At 59.9% G+C, this 17,122-nt stretch carries 14 protein-coding genes and 1 other RNA gene; 11 read left to right on the forward strand and 4 right to left on the reverse strand.

Annotation, left to right across the window (positions count from 1 at the left end):
- Window positions 1–1,404: a sodium-dependent transporter gene (locus tag VLA07_RS04480; protein ID WP_333988472.1), complete on the reverse strand. Its 1,404-nt coding sequence runs from the start codon at window positions 1,402–1,404 to the stop codon at window positions 1–3.
- Window positions 1,405–1,523: 119 nt separating this feature from the next.
- Here VLA07_RS04480 and smpB point away from each other — a divergent pair, with 119 nt between their 5' ends.
- Window positions 1,524–2,006: an SsrA-binding protein SmpB gene (gene smpB, locus VLA07_RS04485; protein ID WP_003221505.1), complete on the forward strand. Its 483-nt coding sequence runs from the start codon at window positions 1,524–1,526 to the stop codon at window positions 2,004–2,006.
- Window positions 2,007–2,108: 102 nt separating this feature from the next.
- Here smpB and VLA07_RS04490 read toward each other — a convergent pair whose 3' ends face one another.
- Complete coding sequence (locus VLA07_RS04490; RefSeq protein WP_333988473.1) at window positions 2,109–2,876, reverse strand: GntR family transcriptional regulator; 768 nt, start codon at window positions 2,874–2,876, stop codon at window positions 2,109–2,111.
- A gap of 261 nt (window positions 2,877–3,137) precedes the next feature.
- Between VLA07_RS04490 and VLA07_RS04495 the strand changes: the two genes are divergently transcribed.
- The 7 genes from VLA07_RS04495 (at window position 3,138) to ssrA (ending at window position 11,630) form a co-directional block, all read left to right on the forward strand.
- Window positions 3,138–4,832 (forward strand): lactate permease LctP family transporter, encoded by a 1,695-nt coding sequence (locus VLA07_RS04495; RefSeq protein WP_027610771.1) that lies wholly within the window; start codon window positions 3,138–3,140, stop codon window positions 4,830–4,832.
- A 150-nt stretch (window positions 4,833–4,982) separates the two neighbouring features.
- Window positions 4,983–5,807 (forward strand): (Fe-S)-binding protein, encoded by an 825-nt coding sequence (locus VLA07_RS04500; RefSeq protein WP_027610770.1) that lies wholly within the window; start codon window positions 4,983–4,985, stop codon window positions 5,805–5,807.
- Complete coding sequence (locus tag VLA07_RS04505; protein ID WP_333988474.1) at window positions 5,804–7,258, forward strand: LutB/LldF family L-lactate oxidation iron-sulfur protein; 1,455 nt, start codon at window positions 5,804–5,806, stop codon at window positions 7,256–7,258. The genes VLA07_RS04500 and VLA07_RS04505 overlap by 4 nt, the downstream gene beginning before the upstream one ends.
- Complete coding sequence (locus tag VLA07_RS04510; protein WP_333988475.1) at window positions 7,258–7,929, forward strand: LutC/YkgG family protein; 672 nt, start codon at window positions 7,258–7,260, stop codon at window positions 7,927–7,929. Before VLA07_RS04505 ends, VLA07_RS04510 begins: the two co-directional genes overlap by 1 nt.
- Entirely contained in the window at window positions 7,926–10,736 is a 2,811-nt protein-coding gene (locus tag VLA07_RS04515) for an FAD-binding and (Fe-S)-binding domain-containing protein (RefSeq protein ID WP_333988476.1), read from the forward strand. The genes VLA07_RS04510 and VLA07_RS04515 overlap by 4 nt, the downstream gene beginning before the upstream one ends.
- A gap of 129 nt (window positions 10,737–10,865) precedes the next feature.
- The gene (locus tag VLA07_RS04520; protein ID WP_123587312.1) at window positions 10,866–11,144 is read left to right on the forward strand and encodes a hypothetical protein; all 279 of its coding nucleotides are present in this window, start codon (window positions 10,866–10,868) and stop codon (window positions 11,142–11,144) included.
- A gap of 96 nt (window positions 11,145–11,240) precedes the next feature.
- Window positions 11,241–11,630, forward strand: a transfer-messenger RNA (tmRNA) gene (gene ssrA / locus VLA07_RS04525).
- A gap of 177 nt (window positions 11,631–11,807) precedes the next feature.
- Here the strand turns inward: ssrA and VLA07_RS04530 are convergent.
- On the reverse strand, window positions 11,808–12,485 hold the full coding sequence (locus VLA07_RS04530; protein WP_245223421.1) for a hypothetical protein: 678 nt from the start codon (window positions 12,483–12,485) through the stop codon (window positions 11,808–11,810).
- Window positions 12,486–12,518: 33 nt separating this feature from the next.
- On the reverse strand, window positions 12,519–13,559 hold the full coding sequence (locus VLA07_RS04535; RefSeq protein WP_150370248.1) for a DMT family transporter: 1,041 nt from the start codon (window positions 13,557–13,559) through the stop codon (window positions 12,519–12,521).
- 205 nt (window positions 13,560–13,764) lie between these two features.
- Here VLA07_RS04535 and VLA07_RS04540 point away from each other — a divergent pair, with 205 nt between their 5' ends.
- The 3 genes from VLA07_RS04540 to VLA07_RS04550 all read left to right on the forward strand — a co-directional run bounded on the left by VLA07_RS04540 (window position 13,765) and on the right by VLA07_RS04550 (window position 17,066).
- Window positions 13,765–14,688, forward strand: coding sequence for a hypothetical protein (locus tag VLA07_RS04540; RefSeq protein WP_115988246.1), 924 nt, complete (start codon window positions 13,765–13,767; stop codon window positions 14,686–14,688).
- Between the two features lie 281 nt (window positions 14,689–14,969).
- Window positions 14,970–15,557, forward strand: a complete 588-nt coding sequence (gene rimJ / locus VLA07_RS04545; protein WP_225137474.1) for a ribosomal protein S5-alanine N-acetyltransferase — start codon at window positions 14,970–14,972, stop codon at window positions 15,555–15,557.
- 30 nt (window positions 15,558–15,587) lie between these two features.
- The gene (locus tag VLA07_RS04550) at window positions 15,588–17,066 is read left to right on the forward strand and encodes an ArnT family glycosyltransferase (RefSeq protein ID WP_333988477.1); all 1,479 of its coding nucleotides are present in this window, start codon (window positions 15,588–15,590) and stop codon (window positions 17,064–17,066) included.
- Window positions 17,067–17,122 lie beyond the last annotated feature (56 nt).

A 17,122-nucleotide genomic window follows, 5' to 3' on the forward strand; every position in this document is an offset into this window, starting at 1 on the left:
TTACTTCCAGAGCTGAGCGGCAAACACTACCAGAATGCCGATGGGCGCCACGTAGCGCATCAAGAACAGGGCCAGGGCAAACAGCGCCGGGTTACGAATCGACAACTCGTCACGCACCGCATCACGCCCCATCACCCAACCGGCAAACAGCACGAAGCACAGGCCACCGAGCGGCAACATGATCCGCGAGGTGAAGAAATCGATCACGCCGAAGAAGTCCAGACCACCCGCCGCACCCCATTGGTAGAGGTGGAACAGCCCGCCATCGTTCACGAAAAATTTGGCTTCCTTCCAGATATTGAAGGAGAAAACCGTACCCAGACCGACAAACCAGCAAATGAATGCCAGCCAGAAAGTCACCCAGCCACGGCTGATTTTCGTGCGTTCAACCAGATAGGCAACCATCGGCTCGAGCAGGGAAATCGCCGAGCTCCAGGCGGCAATTGCCACCAGGACGAAGAACACCACGCCCATCAATTGGCCGAAAACCACGTTACCGAAGGCAAATGGCAGACTGACGAACATCAGGCCCGGGCCTTCGCTAGGGTTCAAACCGCCAGCAAACACAATCGGAAACAATGCCAGACCGGCCACCAGCGAAACGAAGGTGTCGAGCAGTGCCACACCGACCACGGTGCCGGACAACGAGGCTTCCTTGGTCATGTAAGCGCCGTAGATCATGATCGAGCCGACGCCCACGCTCAGGGAAAAGAACGCATGGCCCATGGCGGGCAGCAAGCCGTCGAGGACTTTTTCCGGGTGGAAATCGAACATGAAATGCACGCCTTCCATGAAATGCCCGGTGGTCATGCTGTAACCCAGCAATACCAGCACCATCACGAACAGCAGCGGCATCATGATCCGCAGACTGCGCTCAAGCCCGGCAACCACGCCTTTGGCGATCACCACGGCCGACAACAGCATGAAAACTGTGTGCCAAAGTGTCAGGCGCCAGGGATCGGAGATGACATTGCCGAAATAAGCGCCGACCTGCTCCGCCGTGGCGCCCTGGAAGTCGCCGCGCCCCATGTCGATGATGTAATCCAGCGACCAGCCGCCAACCACACTATAGAAAGACAGGATCAGCAGCGCCGTGATCATCCCGGCAAATGCGCCCCACGACCACTTGCCCGAATGCCCGGCTTCCAGCGCCAGCACCTTCAAGGCATTCGCCGGACTCTGCCGCGCGCGGCGGCCGATCAGGGTTTCAGCCAGCATGACCGGGATCCCGATCAGGGCGATGCAGGCCAGAAACATCAGCACGAAGGCGCCGCCACCGTAGACCCCGACCATGTAGGGGAATTTCCAGATGCTGCCCAGTCCCACGGCCGAACCGGTCGCGGCGAATATGAAAACCCAGCGGCTAGCCCAACTGCCGTGGACAGAAACCTTGTCTGTCGACATTGAATATCACGCCCAAGCGTTAGAAAAAGAGGCCGCATTGTCCGGGATTCACTCAACGTGCTCAAGCACGCAGCATCACCGTAGCCGAGGACCGTTTATCTCCATATAATGCCGCCCCTATGGCTAAACAGAAGAAACACCCAACAGGGACCATCGCGCAGAACAAAAAGGCGCGACACGATTACTTCATCGAACATCGTTTCGAGGCTGGTCTGGTCCTGGCCGGCTGGGAAGTAAAAAGTCTGCGGGCAAGCAAGCTGCAACTGGTCGACAGTTACGTGCTGCTCAAGGATGGCGAAGCCTGGCTCCTCGGCAGTCACATCACGCCGTTGATGACCGCCAGCACCCACGTCATCGCCGATCCGACCCGCACCCGCAAACTGCTGCTGAACAAGCGCGAGCTGGAAAAACTCGCCGCTGCCGTGCAACAGAAAGGCTACGCCTGCGTGTGCCTGTCCTTCTACTGGAGCAAGCACATGGTCAAGTGCGAGATCGCTCTGGGCAAGGGCAAGAAGGAATACGACAAGCGTGACACCGAGCGCGAACGCGACGCCGGTCGTGAATTGCAGCGCGCCGTGCGCAACAAGGGCAAGGAAGAATAATTTTCCTGCTTTAAAAGATCGCAGCCTGCGGCAGCTCCTACACAGGAATGAGAATTTCCCTGTAAGAGCTGCCGAAGGCTGCGATCTTTTTGCTTCTAAAAGCTACATCCCCTTGCGCCGCTCCGCCCGAGCCATGCGCTGAACTTCCTGCCGCACCTCTTCCAGCACTTCCTGCACATACAGAATGTGCCGACTGGAAACCTCGCGCGCCTGCTCCGCACGCCCCTCGATAATCGCCAGATAAAGCTCCCGGTGCTGAGAGATCAGCATGTCGCGGGTTTCCGTGCGCTGCTTGTACATGCCGCCAATGTTGGTCACCACGTTGCGCTTGAGCAGATCGAACAGACCGCGAATGGTGTGCAGCAGCACCGCGTTATGGCTGGCTTCGGCGATCGCCAGATGAAACTTCGCATCCGCCGCGCCCTCTTCCGCCCGGCTCACTTCGTCATGCCGCGTATAGCAATCCTGCAACTCATTGAACGCAGCAGTCAGACGCTCACGATCCACGCCCGTAGCGCGCAATGCTGCGTAATAGGCACACGATGCCTCCAGAGTGTGCCGAAACTCCAGCAAGTCGCGCTGCGCCTCGGGATTGCTCTCCAGCAGCAATAGCAGAGGATCACTGAAGGTCGAGCCGAGCGTTTCCACCACATAATTGCCGCCGCCCTGGCGACTGACCAGCAAGCCCTTGGCCGCCAGTTTCTGAATCGCTTCGCGCAAAGACGGACGCGACACGCCGAACTGCTCGGCCAAGGCGCGCTCGGCCGGAAGCCGTTCGCCGGACTTCAGCGTGCCCTCGAGGATCATCCCCTCGAGGCGCTCGACAATATCGTCAGACAAACGGCGCTGACGAATCTGATCAAACCCCATAACTCATTTCTCCACGATCCCGACCGCTCGCCGGGCTCTCTATTCTGGCCTATCGGCGCCCCGCCGACATCTGTCAGCGCACATTCGCCCGACCGGATCAGATGCCCTCTGCACCGCTTATTCGACAAAAGTTTCAGGGCGACAAATTGACACACCGTCATCAAGGCTTTTACCCTAGCCAACAGCGATTGTAAATTGGTATTACCAATTAACCAAGAACGCTGACAGTGCCTGACCAACAACAATTAGGGGCCACCCCATATGCAAACCTGGCAACAGCTCTATACCCCGCTCGGCAGTCTCGGCGTCTCCGCTCTTGCGGCCGTCATCCCCATCGTTTTCTTCTTTCTCGCGCTGGCGGTGTTCCGCCTCAAGGGTCACGTGGCCGGCAGCATCACGCTGGCCCTGTCGATTGCCGTGGCGATTTTCGCCTTCCACATGCCGGTCGACATGGCCTTCGCCGCGGCCGGATACGGCTTTGCCTACGGTCTGTGGCCGATTGCCTGGATCATCGTCGCGGCGGTGTTCCTCTACAAACTGACAGTCAAGAGTGGCCAGTTCGAGGTCATTCGCAGTTCGGTGCTGTCGATTACCGACGACCAGCGTCTGCAGGTGCTGCTGATCGGTTTCTGCTTCGGTGCATTTCTGGAAGGTGCCGCCGGCTTCGGCGCGCCGGTAGCGATTACCGCCGCGCTGCTGGTCGGCCTCGGCTTCAACCCGCTGTACGCCGCTGGCCTGTGCCTGATTGCCAACACCGCGCCAGTAGCGTTTGGCGCACTGGGCATTCCGATCATTGTTGCGGGTCAGGTGACGGGCATCGACGCGTTCAAGATCGGCGCCATGACCGGCCGCCAACTGCCACTGCTGTCGCTGTTCGTGCCGTTCTGGCTGGTGTTCATGATGGACGGCCTGCGTGGCGTGCGTGAAACCTGGCCGGCAGCGCTGGTTGCAGGCCTGAGCTTCGCCGTGACCCAGTACTTCACTTCGAACTTCATCGGCCCGGAGTTGCCGGATATCACCTCGGCCCTGGCCAGCCTGATTTCCCTGACCCTGTTCCTCAAAGTCTGGCAGCCAAAACGCGCCGCCGGCCAACACATCGCTGGCGCCGTTTCGGCCTCGGTGGTGACCGCCAGCGCAGGAGGTTTCGGCCAGAAGCGCAGCACCGTGGCGTCGCCTTACAGCCTCTGGGAAATTTTCATCGCCTGGTCGCCATTCCTGATCCTCACCGTGCTGGTAACCATCTGGACCCTCAAGCCGTTCAAGGCCATGTTTGCCGCCGGCGGTTCGATGTACGCCTGGGTGTTCAACTTCGCCATCCCGCACCTTGATCAACTGGTGATCAAGACTGCTCCGATCGTCGCCACCCCGACCGCCATCCCGGCCGTGTTCAAACTCGACCCGATTTCCGCGACCGGTACCGCGATTTTCTTCTCGGCGCTGATCTCGATGCTGGTACTGAAGATCAATTTCAAAACTGGTCTGACCACTTTGAAAGAAACCTTTTACGAACTGCGCTGGCCTATTCTGTCGATCGGCATGGTGTTGGCGTTTGCTTTCGTCACCAACTACTCGGGCATGTCTTCGACCATGGCGCTGGTCTTGGCCGCGACCGGCGCAGCGTTCCCGTTCTTCTCGCCGTTCCTCGGCTGGCTGGGCGTGTTCCTCACCGGCTCGGATACCTCGTCCAACGCGCTGTTCAGTTCGCTGCAGGCGACCACCGCGCACCAGATCGGCGTCAATGACACCTTGTTGGTCGCCGCCAATACCAGCGGTGGGGTGACCGGCAAGATGATCTCGCCACAATCGATTGCCGTGGCCTGCGCCGCGACCGGGCTGGTGGGCAAGGAATCGGATCTGTTCCGCTTCACCCTCAAGCACAGCCTATTCTTTGCGACGATTGTCGGCCTGATCACTCTGGCCCAGGCCTACTGGTTCACCGGCATGCTGGTGCACTAAACCTATAAACAAAACGGAAATAATCGACGCCGGCTGGTGATTCCGGCGTCAGCAATTCACACCCCGGTCTGTAAGGCTGCTGAAAGCAAGGCGCTTTATATTCAGCAGCCGCCACAGACGGATAACCGGGCCCACCCGGAGACACGCCTGATGAGCGAGCTTTTTTACAACGCTGTGCCCAACGCCACCCGCGTCGCACCGCCACTGCCCGAACCTCGGCAGTACCCCAGCGAGAAACCGTCGCGGGTCTACCTGTTCGGCACCTGCGTGGTCGACCTGTTCTACCCCGAAGCCGGGATGGACGCGATCCACTTGCTCGAGCGTGAAGGGATCAAGGTCGAGTACCCGCAAGGGCAGAGCTGCTGCGGGCAACCGGCCTACACCTCGGGTTATACCGAGCAGGCGCGGACGGTGGCGCGCGCGCAACTGGCGCTGTTTGCCGGGGATTATCCGGTGGTGGTGCCGTCGGGTTCCTGCGCGGGCATGTTGCGCGAGCATTACGCCGACTTGTTCAAGGACGAGCCGCAAACGTTGAAACAGGTGCAGGCCCTCGCGGCCCGCACCTATGAGCTGGCCGAGTTCCTGCTGTTCGTCTGCAAGGTGCAGCTCAAGGACAGCGGCGAGCCGGTCAAAGTCGCGCTGCACACCTCGTGTTCGGCACGGCGCGAAATGAACACCCACCTGCACGGCCGCGAGTTGTTGGCGCAGTTGAGCAACGTGGAACGGGTCAACCACGACCACGAAAGCGAATGCTGTGGCTTCGGTGGGACATTCAGCGTCCGTATGCCAGACATTTCCGGCGCGATGGTGGCGGACAAGACCCGGGCGTTGAAGGATTCCGGCGCGCACAAAGTGTTGAGCGCCGACTGTGGCTGTTTGATGAACATCAACGGCGCGTTGGAGAAACAAAAGGAAGCGCTGCGCGGGCAACATCTCGCCAGCTTTCTGTGGCAACGAACCGGAGGTGCGCAATGAGCACCTCGACGATTATTCCTACGGTTGCCGTAGAAGAAGATTTCCGCACCCGAGCACACAACGCCTTGGGTGATCAGCAGCTACGGAACAACTTCCGCACTGCGATGGATTCACTGATGACCAAGCGGGCAGCGGCTTTCAGCGATGCCCACGAAAGAGAACACTTGCGCGCCCTGGGCAACTCGATCAGGGCGCGTGCGCTCTCCAAGTTGCCCGACCTGCTCGAGCAACTGGAACAGAACCTGACCCGCAACGGTGTGACAGTGCACTGGGCGGAAACGGTGGACGAGGCCAATGGCATCGTCCTTTCGATCATCCGCGCTCACGAGGCGCGGCAAGTGATCAAGGGCAAATCGATGGTCAGCGAAGAGATGGAGATGAACCATTTCCTCGAGGCTCAAGGTGTTGAATGCCTGGAGTCCGACATGGGGGAATACATCGTCCAGCTCGACCACGAGAAGCCTTCACACATCATTATGCCGGCGATCCACAAGAATGCCGGTCAGGTCGCGTCCTTGTTCCACGACAAACTTGGCGTGGAGTACACCAAGGACGTTGACCAACTCATTCAGATCGGTCGCAGGGTCCTGCGGCAGAAATTCTTCGAAGCGGACATCGGCGTTTCCGGCGTCAACTTCGCCGTGGCCGAAACCGGCACCCTGCTGCTGGTGGAAAACGAAGGCAACGGGCGCATGACCACCACCGTGCCGCCGGTGCACATCGCCGTCACCGGCATCGAAAAGGTCGTGGAAAACCTGCGCGACGTGGTGCCGCTGTTGTCGCTGCTGACCCGCTCGGCGCTGGGCATTCCGATCACCACTTACGTCAACATGATCTCCGGCCCGCGCAAGGAACATGAACTCGACGGCCCGCTGGAAGTGCATCTGGTGCTGCTCGATAACGGTCGCAGCCAGGCCTTCGCCGACAGCGAACTGCGCCAGACCCTCAACTGCATCCGCTGCGGTGCCTGCATGAACCATTGCCCGGTCTACACCCGCGTCGGTGGTCACACCTATGGCGAGGTGTACCCGGGACCGATCGGCAAAATCATCACGCCGCACATGGTCGGTCTGGCGAAAGTCCCGGATCACCCGAGCGCTTCGTCGTTGTGCGGTGCCTGCGGTGAAGTGTGCCCGGTGAAAATTCCGATCCCTGCCCTGCTGCGGCGATTGCGCGAAGAAAACGTCAAAGCCCCGGACAGTCCGCATCAAGTGATGCGCGGTCAGGGCAGCAAGTATTCGCGCAAGGAACGTTTCATCTGGAACGCCTGGGCGAAACTCAACAGCTCGCCGACGTTGTATCGGTTGTTCGGTTTCTTCGCCACACGCCTGCGTGCCCTGACCCCGAGCAATGTCGGCCCGTGGACGCAAAACCACAGCGCACCAAAACCCGCCGCCCGCTCACTGCACGACATGGCCCGCGAGCATCTGGGCAAACAGGGAGATCGCTGATGAGCGCCAAGCAAAATATCCTCGCCAAGCTACGGAAAAGTCTGACCGGCACCACACCGATTGCCGACGACTTCGACGTCGATCTGGTGACCCAGCCTTACACCTACAGCGCCGAGCAACGTATCCCGCAACTGCGCAAACTGATGGAAGCGGTGCACACCCAAATCCATCTGACTACCGGCGCAGACTGGCCGGCGCTGCTCGCGCAGTTGCTGCGTGACCGTCAGTTGCCAAGCCTGCTGATCGCACCGACTACGCCGCACGGGCAGCGCATCACACAACATTGGGCGAATAATCCTGATCTGCCGACGCTGAAGTCCTACAACCGGCTGATGGAGGAGTGGAAAGCCGAGCTGTTCAACGACACCCCGGCCAGCCTTACCGGCACTCTCGGTGCCATCGCCGCGACCGGCAGCCTGATTCTCTGGCCCACTCGTGAAGAGCCGCGATTGATGAGCCTGGTGCCGCCGGTGCATTTCGCCCTGCTCAAGGCCAGCGAAATCCGCGACAACTTCTATCAGGTGCAACAGGAATTCGAGTGGGCCCAAGGCATGCCGACCAACGCGCTGCTGGTGTCCGGCCCGTCGAAAACTGCCGACATCGAACAAGTGCTGGCCTACGGCGCCCACGGCCCGAAAGACCTTGTGGTGCTGATCCTGGAGGACCAATGACGCTTCCGGTGAATTTCCTGCGCGATGCGCAGCAACTGATTCCAGCGGATCGCCGTTTCGACGATCCACTGTCGACCTTGGCCTTCGGCACCGACGCCAGTTTTTATCGGCTGATTCCCAAACTGGTGATCCGCGTCGAATCCGAAGACGAGGTGGTGGCGCTGCTGAAACTGGCCCAGCGCGATCAAGTCCCGGTGACCTTCCGCGCCGCTGGCACCAGTTTGTCCGGGCAGGCGATCAGCGATTCGGTGCTGATTGTGCTGGGGGATAACTGGAACGCTCGCGAGATTCGCGATCAGGGCCTGCAAATCCGCCTGCAGCCGGGCGTGATCGGCGCGCAGGCCAACGCGTGGCTGGCACCGTTCGGGCGCAAGATAGGCCCGGACCCGGCGTCGATCAATGCCTGCAAAATCGGCGGCATCGTCGCCAACAACGCCAGCGGCATGTGCTGCGGCACCGCGCAAAATACCTACCACACCCTGGCCGGAATTCGCTTGGTACTCGCCGACGGCACCCGTCTCGACACCGAAGACGCCGCCAGCGTCGCCGCTTTCCGCGTCAGCCACAGCGATCTGCTGGAGCGCCTGGCAACATTGGGCCGCGAGACCCGCGCCAATGCCGAACTGGCCGCGCGAATCCGCCACAAATATCGTCTGAAAAATACCACCGGCCTGTCACTCAACGCCCTGGTGGATTTCGACGAGCCTGTGGATATCTTGAGCCACTTGCTGGTCGGTTCCGAAGGCACCCTTGGCTTCATCAGCGCGGTGACCTATGACACGGTGATCGACCATCCGAACAAGGCGTCGGCGCTGATCGTGTTCCCGGATGTGGAAACCTGCTGCAACGCGGTCACCGTGCTGAAAAGCCAACCGGTGTCGGCGGTGGAATTGCTCGATCGGCGCAGTCTGCGTTCGGTGCAGGACAAACCAGGCATGCCGGATTTCGTACAGCAGCTGTCGAATAATGCCTGCGCGCTGCTGATCGAATCCCGCGCCGCCTCTTCCACTTTGCTGCAGGAACAACTGGCGCAGATCATGGCTTCGCTGACCCTTTTCCCGGTGGAAAAACAGGTCGATTTCACTGAAGACCCGGCCGAGAACGCCAAACTCTGGGCCATCCGCAAGGACACCTTCCCCGCCGTCGGCGCCGTGCGCAAAACCGGCACCACGGTGATCATCGAAGACGTGACCTTCCCGGTCGAGCAACTGGCCATCGGCGTCAATCGCCTGATCGCGCTGTTCGACAAACACGCCTACGACGAAGCGATCCTTTTCGGACACGCACTGGAAGGCAATCTGCACTTCGTCTTCACCCAAGGCTTCAACAGTCCGGAAGAAGTCGCACGCTACCAAGCGTTCATGGACGACGTGGCGCAACTGGTGGCGGTGGAGTTCGGCGGTTCGCTCAAGGCCGAACACGGCACCGGGCGCAACATGGCACCGTTCGTTGAGCTGGAATGGGGCAGGGATGCCTATCAGTTGATGTGGCAGCTCAAACGTCTGCTCGACCCCAACGGCATCCTCAACCCCGACGTGGTGCTCAGCGAAGATCCGCAGATCCACCTCAAGCACCTGAAGCCGCTGCCGGCGGCTGACGAGATTGTCGATAAATGCATCGAGTGCGGCTTCTGCGAGCCGGTCTGCCCGTCGAAAGGACTGACCCTCAGCCCGCGCCAGCGCATCGTGATCTGGCGTGACATTCAAGCGAAGAAACGCGCCGGCGTTGACACCACCGAGCTGGAACAAGCCTACGAGTACCAAGGCATTGAAACCTGCGCCGCGACAGGCTTGTGCGCGCAGCGTTGCCCCGTAGGCATCAATACCGGCGAACTGGTGAAAAAGCTCCGCGCCCGTAACGCCACGCATCAGAAAACCGCTGACTGGATCGAAGGAAATTTCGCCAAGACCCTGCAAGGCGCACGCTTCACCCTGCACGTGGCCAACGGCGCACGGATGCTGCTTGGCGCACCGCGTCTGGCGAAGCTGTCGGCAACCCTGACGCGTTTGTCCAAAGGCCAGGTGCCGCTGTGGACCAGCGCGATGCCGCAACCGGAAAAAGCCATTCGCTTCAGCCCGAGCGTGTCCGACGAACGCCCACGCGTTGTGTATCTGGCCGCCTGTGTGTCACGGGTGATGGGCCCGGCAGCGGGCGACAAGGAGCAGATGTCGCTGTACGACAAGACCCGTGGCCTGCTGGAAAAGGCCGGTTACCAAGTGGTATTCCCGGACAATCAGGACAACCTCTGCTGCGGTCAGCCGTTTGCTTCCAAAGGCTACGCCGAACAGGCCGAGCACAAGCGTCAGGAGTTGATCAGCGCGCTGCTGCACGCCAGTCGCGGTGGACTCGATCCGATCTATTGCGACACCAGCCCGTGCACCTTGCGCCTGGTGCAGGACGTCGGAAATGTTCGCCTGGATCTGTATGACCCGGTGCGCTTCATCCGTACGCATCTTCTCGATCGACTGGAGTTCACCCCGCAAGAAGCACCGATTGCGGTTCACGTGACCTGCAGTACCCAGCATCTGGGCGAAAGCCAGGCACTGATCGAACTGGCGCGCAAATGCAGCAAAACCGTGGTGATCCCGGAAGGCATCCATTGTTGCGGGTTTGCCGGTGACAAGGGTTTCACCACGCCGGAGCTGAACAGCCACTCGCTGCGCACACTCAAGGACGCGGTGCAACATTGCAACGAGGGGATTTCCACCAGCCGCACCTGTGAGATCGGCCTGACGCAGCACGGCGGCATCGACTATCACGGACTGGTCTATCTGGTGGATCGGGTGACCCGGGCCAAGGCCTGCTGAAGAAAAATAGAACCCTTGCGTGCGACCGTAGTCCACAGAACAGACCCCGAAAATCGGGGCTTTTCTTCCACTCGGTTGCCCGTCCTGACGGCCAGCGCAGTCTGGATCCCTCAGTTCAAGGAGATACACATGAAACGTTCTGTACTGTTAGGTCTGTTCGTTACTGCCTCGATGATGGCCTCCACCTCGTTCGCCGCCGACAAGCCTGCCGACCTGTGCGATGCCAATATCCAGACCATCGACAATGCCAAAGGGCAGCTGTCTTCGAATCCAGAACTGACTCAGCGCGCTGAAACCAGTGTTGCCAAAGCCAAGGCGCTCAAGGCCCAAGGCAAAATCGACGACTGCATTGCGGAAACCTCGCAAACCATCGTGGAACTGCGTAAATCCACCGGCACCAACAACTGATTCACGCCCCGGCCAACCTTCGGGTTGGCCTCGTGGGCCGTTTGGCGTACACTGCGCAGGCTTGTTGCCTCACCTGATGTACGAGGCAATGAGTTCGGGGCCGATTAGGATTCGACGCCGGTGACGAAACTTTAGGTGCATGCCGACTTGGTAACAGAAGTCGTAAATCCACTGTTGCAACTTCTTATAGTTGCCAATGACGACCAATACGGTGCTGCTCTCGCTGCTTAATTGCAGCTGACATGCACTCCTGGTGCCTTCGGGCCCAGCAATCATCAGGGGATGTCTGTAAACCCGAAATGATTGTCATATAGAACAGAATCGCCGTGCAGTACGTTGTGGACGAAGCGGCTAAAACTTACACAACTCGCCCAAAGCACCCTGCCCGTCGGGTCGCTGAGGGTTAACTTAATAGACACGGCTACGCATGTAGTACCGACAGCGGAGCACTGGCGGACGGGGGTTCAAATCCCCCCGGCTCCACCAACTCTCGACGACAAAGCCCGCCTTGTGCGGGCTTTGTCGCATCTGGACATCAGCCAAACCGGCCACACAAGCCCACAGCCTGCAAGCGATCGAACTCGATAACCCCGGCAATGCTCTGCCTACTCACAAAAAAGGACGACACGATGTCGTCCTTTTTCGTACCCGCATTCATCAAAATCAATGAACCGCGCTGATCAGATCCGGGCGGCTGGATTTGAGCATTGCCTCATTGACCTTGCCTTGAATCGAGCAGGTAAACATCCCCTTGCTGCCAGTCGTCAGCTCTTGCGGAGCAGGCTCGATCAGGAACACGCGCTCGGCACTGTCGACAACCAGCTTGCCCGCCGTTGCGGATGGGTCTTCCGGCTGCCAGTTGGATTTGCCGTGGGACCAGATTTCCGCGCGTGCGTAGAGTCCCTGCGACATGTCCATACGCGGCCCGCCCGCTTTTTCCAACTGGGTGTGGAGTTCATTCGGCGTCTGTTTGGCGTAGAACCCCCAACTGATGATGCGAGTGCCCATCAGGTCTGTATCTTCGGCGTAGAAGCCGGTCAACGACATGCCGTCAATTTCGACCGGCTTGGCGAACATCCAGCGCTGCCCCATATCGCTCTTGGTGCCGCCGGACAATTTGATCTGGCCATTTTCGACAGTGCTCGGCACCAGATCCTTGAACAAAGGTGATTGCACGACTGCCAGGGAGTGATCGTCACAAGCGGCAAACGACGCCACCGGCGAAGGTGCAGCGGCAACGCTGAAAGCAGAAAAAAGGGCCGCAATGGGCAACAACAGGAAAATTGGTTTCATGGAATGACTCGAGTGAAAGACTGAAGAAATCGACAGCGACGATATCACAATGACATCAATCGACAGACTTCAGAGTTTCAATCAATGCCCATGCCGATGATGCACATCCGGAAAATGCGCATGACTGTGCCGCATCGGCGTATGCACATGCGGATGGCTATGCGGCTCCGCCCCATCCCAGTCAAAACCATGCGTATGTTGATGATGCTCATCGTGTGTATGCCGATGATCATGCTCAAGCGGTTCGTGCTGATGCTCATGAACATGGTTTTCCATCAGATGAATCCATACCCCCACGGCCATTAACGCCGCTGCGAGCAGAAACATCAGCGATATCGACTCGCCGAGCAGCAGAATCGAGATGCCTGCGCCGAGAAACGGTGCGGTGGAAAAGTAGGCGCCGGTGCGTGCGCTGCCGAGGCCGCGCAGGGCGAGGACGAACATTACCAGGCTGACGCCGTAGCCGAGAAAGCCGACCAGCATGATCGGCACCAGCGAGGTGGCGACGGGTAGTTGGGTGCCGATGAACAAGGCCAGTGTGCAGTTGACCAGCCCCGCCACCAGGCCTTTGCTGCCGGCGATGAACAGTGCGTCCGAGGCCGAGACTTTACGGGTCAGGTTGTTGTCGATGGCCCAGCAGAAGCAGGCGAAAGCGACGGCCAACGGGCCGGTCCAGTCTTGCGCCGAGACGGCCTCTTGTGGCCAGGACAGCACGACGCCACCGGCGACGATGGCGAGCATGCCGATCACGATTCGTCGGTCGGCATTTTCCTTGAACACCACCCACGCCAGCAGCGCCGTGAGCACGGATTCGAGGTTGAGCATCAGTGACGCGCTCGCGCCGGACGTTCGGGTCAGACCGAACATCAGCGCCACCGGCGCCAGTACTCCGCCAAAGCCGATGGCACCGAGCAGCCATGGCCATTCACCGGTGCCGAGCCCGGAAGGCTTCCAGCCACGATCGCGGACAAAACGCAGGGCGGTCAAGCCCAGACCGCTACCGAGATAGAGCAACCCGGCCAGCAGAATCGGCGAAACCTGTACCCCCAACAGTTTGGCGAGAGGCGTACTGGCGCCAAACAGCGCCGCCGCAATCAATGCGTGGAGAACGCTCACATTCATGCTGGGATCACTCGCTGGGGCCGATGGAATACCGACGCCCATCATCGCAAAACTCAGGTGAGAATTATGTGAACAGCTGATTCGTGTCAGCGAACATCAACTCTGGCACGTGCTCAAATCCAGCAACATTTAATCCGCGCAATCTCTGGGCGGTCACTCGAAGCAGGCTCTATGCTGCGAACATCGAGATGCAATGGAGTTGAAGATGAAGAGCTGGATTGTCGTAGCGCTGGCCGCGCTGATTTCCTTGTCCGTCCATGCGGCCGACGCCCCCACTGTGCGCGTCGAACCGATCGCGTTCACAACCAGTATCGACAGCGTCCAGCGCAAACAGTCGATCAAGGGTGACCAGACCGCGCAGTACACATTCAACGCCAAAGCCGGCCAGATACTGACCGTCGATTTCAAACCGTCCAACACCTCCGCTTACTTCAACATCCTCGCCAAGGGTGCCGATTACGCGCTGTTCAACGGCTCGATCATGGGCAATCACTTTCTCGGTCCACTGCCCGGCGATGGCGAGTACACGGTTCAGGTCTACCTCATGCGCAACGCCGCCCGGCGTAATGAAGTGGCCAACTATCAGTTGTCGCTGAGGCTGGTCGATGGCGATGCCATCAGCCGGCAGCAGCCATTCGATCAGACGCTGGAATTGCACGGCATCGCTTTTCACGTCAGCACCGAGCAGGTCGATGGCAAACCGACGCTGCGCATCGCTCCCAAGGGGCTGGAGATCGACAACACGGTCATCAGCCAGGCGCTAACGGGTGATGTGGTACGCGCCGAAGTCGCCGACATCAATAACGACGGCTCCCCCGAACTCTACGTTTTCACCCGCTCGCCCGGGCGCGGCATGCCGGGCGAACTGATCGCCTATTCAGCCAACAACAAGAAATCCCTGAGCGCAATCTACTTGCCTCCGGTCAGCGACAACCCGAAGACCGCGTCGGGCTATCAGGGCGAGGACTCGTTTGCGGTGGTGGAAAGCACCCTGGTGCAACGTTTCCCGGTGTATGACAGTGCCGACGCTGGCGCCGGGCGTACTGGGAAGATGCGTCAGGTTCAGTACAAGTTGGTGGCGGGTGAAGCCGGGTGGATTTTGCGCGAGGACAAGGTCACGGAATTCTGAAATGACCTGGCTCGTTACGGCCGACCCGGAAGCCGATTTCGCCGCGGATCATCTGCCCTGAGGCGTTGCAGAGCGGTCGCTGCCGAGATGAATTTTTCTTCACTGCTCAGGCTCGATCAACACGGTACAGTCCGCTCGCTCATTCAAGAAACTACGGTTCGCCCGCGCTCTCCCGCGGGCTTTTTTTTGTCTGGCGTTTGCTGCCGAAGCGATACACCCGGTTTGTTTTTTTCCATCCCGTGATCAATCCTGTCCCTCAACCCTGCCCACCGGAGCGCCCGATGTCACTGCTGAGCCTGCCCTGCCAACGCCTGACGCTCGCCATCCTCGCCCCGGAACAGGCCGAGCTGGAAAGTGACTTTTATGCACGCAACCAGCGCCACCTCGCGCCATGGTCACCGATTCGCACCACCGAATACTTTTCCAGCGAGCAGATTCGCCGGCGCCTTGAGATCCAGGCCAGTGCCTACGAGGCCGGGCTGGCGATGCATTTCGCCCTGCTGACGCCGGATGGCCAACAGATGATCGGCGCGTGCAATTTCAGCGGGATCATTCGCGGCGCGTTTCAGGCGTGTTATCTGGGTTATCACATTGACCACGCGCATCAGGGTCAGGGTTTGATGCAGGAGGGTCTGGAGGCCGGCATCGGCTACATGTTCGATACGCAGAACCTGCATCGGATCATGGCCAACTACATGCCCGGTAACGAGCGCAGTGCGCGCTTGCTGGAGCGCCTGGGGTTCGAGCGCGAAGGCTATGCCAAGGCTTATCTGAACATCGCCGGGCGCTGGCAGGACCATGTGCTGACGGCGCTGGTCAATCCGTTGTTTGAAACGCCGGAGAAGCGTTGGTCGCGGCAACTGGCGTGAGTTTCACAATTTGTTAAGCATTGGCGAAGTATGCTCAAGGCTCCTGCCCTTTCCGGTTGCCTGAAATCCATGCCGCGTGCCGCCACTTCACTGTTTCTACTCGCCGCCCTGCTGTTTTTTTTCGCTTTGGGTAACCACCAGTTGCAAGGCTCCACCGAGGCCCGGGTCGCCGGGATCGCCATGGAGATGCATCTGGACGATGACTGGGTGACACCGCGCCTGTTCGGCGAACCGTTTCTGGAAAAGCCACCGCTGAGCCTGTGGCTGGACGCCGGCGCCATGCGCGTGTTCGGTGTTTCGCCATGGGCGGTGCGGCTGGCGTCGGCGGTGGCCGGGTTGCTCAGCGTGATGCTGCTGTACGGCATGCTGCGCCGCTTCGGCCGGCCAAAAGCGGTCGCCTGGACAGCGGGAATTCTGCTGGCAACCATGGCCAGCTACTGGAGCAACGTGCGCGGGGTCGGCGAAGATGCGCTGCTGGCGCTCGGCGTGACCACGGCGCTGCTGGCGTTCTTTCAGGCGCAACGCGCATCGAACACGGGTAACTCGCTGCTGTTTATCGTCGGGATCGCCATCGCTACCTTGAGCAAAGGCGTGCTCGGACTGGCGATGCCGGGGGTGGTGATTTTCGCCTACCTGCTGGCCGACAACCTGATCGACAGCCGCTTGAAGATCGGCGCCTGGCTGCGTCCCGGCCTGCTCACGGTAGTGGGCCTGATCCCATTGCTGATCTGGCTCGCCGTGCTCTATCAGCGCGGTGGTTCGCACGCTGTCGCTGAAGTGCTGCTGACCAACAGCGTCGGTCGCTTCAGCGGCTCGTTCGTTGAGGCCGGGCATTACGAGCCGTTCTATTACTACCTCGCCAAACTCCCGGAAGCGTTCCTGCCGTGGAACATTCTGGTGTATCTGGGACTGTGGCATTTCCGCAAAGAACTGAAGGCCAACCGTTACCTGTTGTTTTTCAGCCTGTGGATCGTCGCGCAGTTCATCATGCTGACCCTGGCCTCGAGCAAGCGCACGGTGTACCTGATGTCGATGACCCCGGCGGCGGCGGTGATCGCCGCTGAGTACGCACGGGTGTTGTTCGAGCGCTTGCAGGCGCGTGAAAACGCAGACCGCTTCATCGGAAAAGTCGCCCGCCATCGTCAGGCGATTGCCGCAGGATTGCTCACGGTGGTGATCGCCAGCTACCTCGGCGCCGCGCAGTGGGCACTGCCCAACGCCGACAAGGAGTTGTCGTTCCTGCCGTTGACCGAACACATTCAGAGCTTGCAGGCCAACGGTCAGCAGGTCGCACTGTTCCAGGCCAATGAACGGGTCGGCGGCGCCAGCGTGTTCTACACCCAAAGCGTGCTCAAGGGGCTGGATACTGACGCGCAACTGCACGACTTCCTCAGCGCTTCCCCCTCGAACGTCGCGGTGATCTCGGCAGACAGCGAACCCGCCGCACCACTCAAAGTGCTCAAGACCATGATGGTCGGGCGTCAGGCGTATTACTTCGTCGGCTACTGACGTCCTTCGCACCAGACAATAAAAAACCCGCCGTCACTGGCGGGTTTTGTTTGCGC

This window comes from Pseudomonas sp. S3(2024), from assembly GCF_036861315.1.
Lineage (GTDB): Bacteria > Pseudomonadota > Gammaproteobacteria > Pseudomonadales > Pseudomonadaceae > Aquipseudomonas > Aquipseudomonas putida_A.

Bases quoted from the DNA above. Each gene is read 5' to 3' on its own strand.
- VLA07_RS04535 (WP_150370248.1), bottom strand. From the start codon at position 13,559: ATGAATGTGAGCGTTCTCCACGCATTGATTGCGGCGGCGCTGTTTGGC.
- rimJ (WP_225137474.1), top strand. From the start codon at position 14,970: ATGTCACTGCTGAGCCTGCCCTGCCAACGCCTGACGCTCGCCATCCTC.
- VLA07_RS04505 (WP_333988474.1), top strand. From the start codon at position 5,804: ATGAGCACCTCGACGATTATTCCTACGGTTGCCGTAGAAGAAGATTTC.
- VLA07_RS04510 (WP_333988475.1), top strand. From the start codon at position 7,258: ATGAGCGCCAAGCAAAATATCCTCGCCAAGCTACGGAAAAGTCTGACC.
- VLA07_RS04495 (WP_027610771.1), top strand. From the start codon at position 3,138: ATGCAAACCTGGCAACAGCTCTATACCCCGCTCGGCAGTCTCGGCGTC.
- VLA07_RS04515 (WP_333988476.1), top strand. From the start codon at position 7,926: ATGACGCTTCCGGTGAATTTCCTGCGCGATGCGCAGCAACTGATTCCA.
- VLA07_RS04550 (WP_333988477.1), top strand. From the start codon at position 15,588: ATGCTCAAGGCTCCTGCCCTTTCCGGTTGCCTGAAATCCATGCCGCGT.
- VLA07_RS04520 (WP_123587312.1), top strand. From the start codon at position 10,866: ATGAAACGTTCTGTACTGTTAGGTCTGTTCGTTACTGCCTCGATGATG.
- VLA07_RS04540 (WP_115988246.1), top strand. From the start codon at position 13,765: ATGAAGAGCTGGATTGTCGTAGCGCTGGCCGCGCTGATTTCCTTGTCC.
- VLA07_RS04480 (WP_333988472.1), bottom strand. From the start codon at position 1,404: ATGTCGACAGACAAGGTTTCTGTCCACGGCAGTTGGGCTAGCCGCTGG.
- smpB (WP_003221505.1), top strand. From the start codon at position 1,524: ATGGCTAAACAGAAGAAACACCCAACAGGGACCATCGCGCAGAACAAA.
- VLA07_RS04500 (WP_027610770.1), top strand. From the start codon at position 4,983: ATGAGCGAGCTTTTTTACAACGCTGTGCCCAACGCCACCCGCGTCGCA.
- VLA07_RS04490 (WP_333988473.1), bottom strand. From the start codon at position 2,876: ATGGGGTTTGATCAGATTCGTCAGCGCCGTTTGTCTGACGATATTGTC.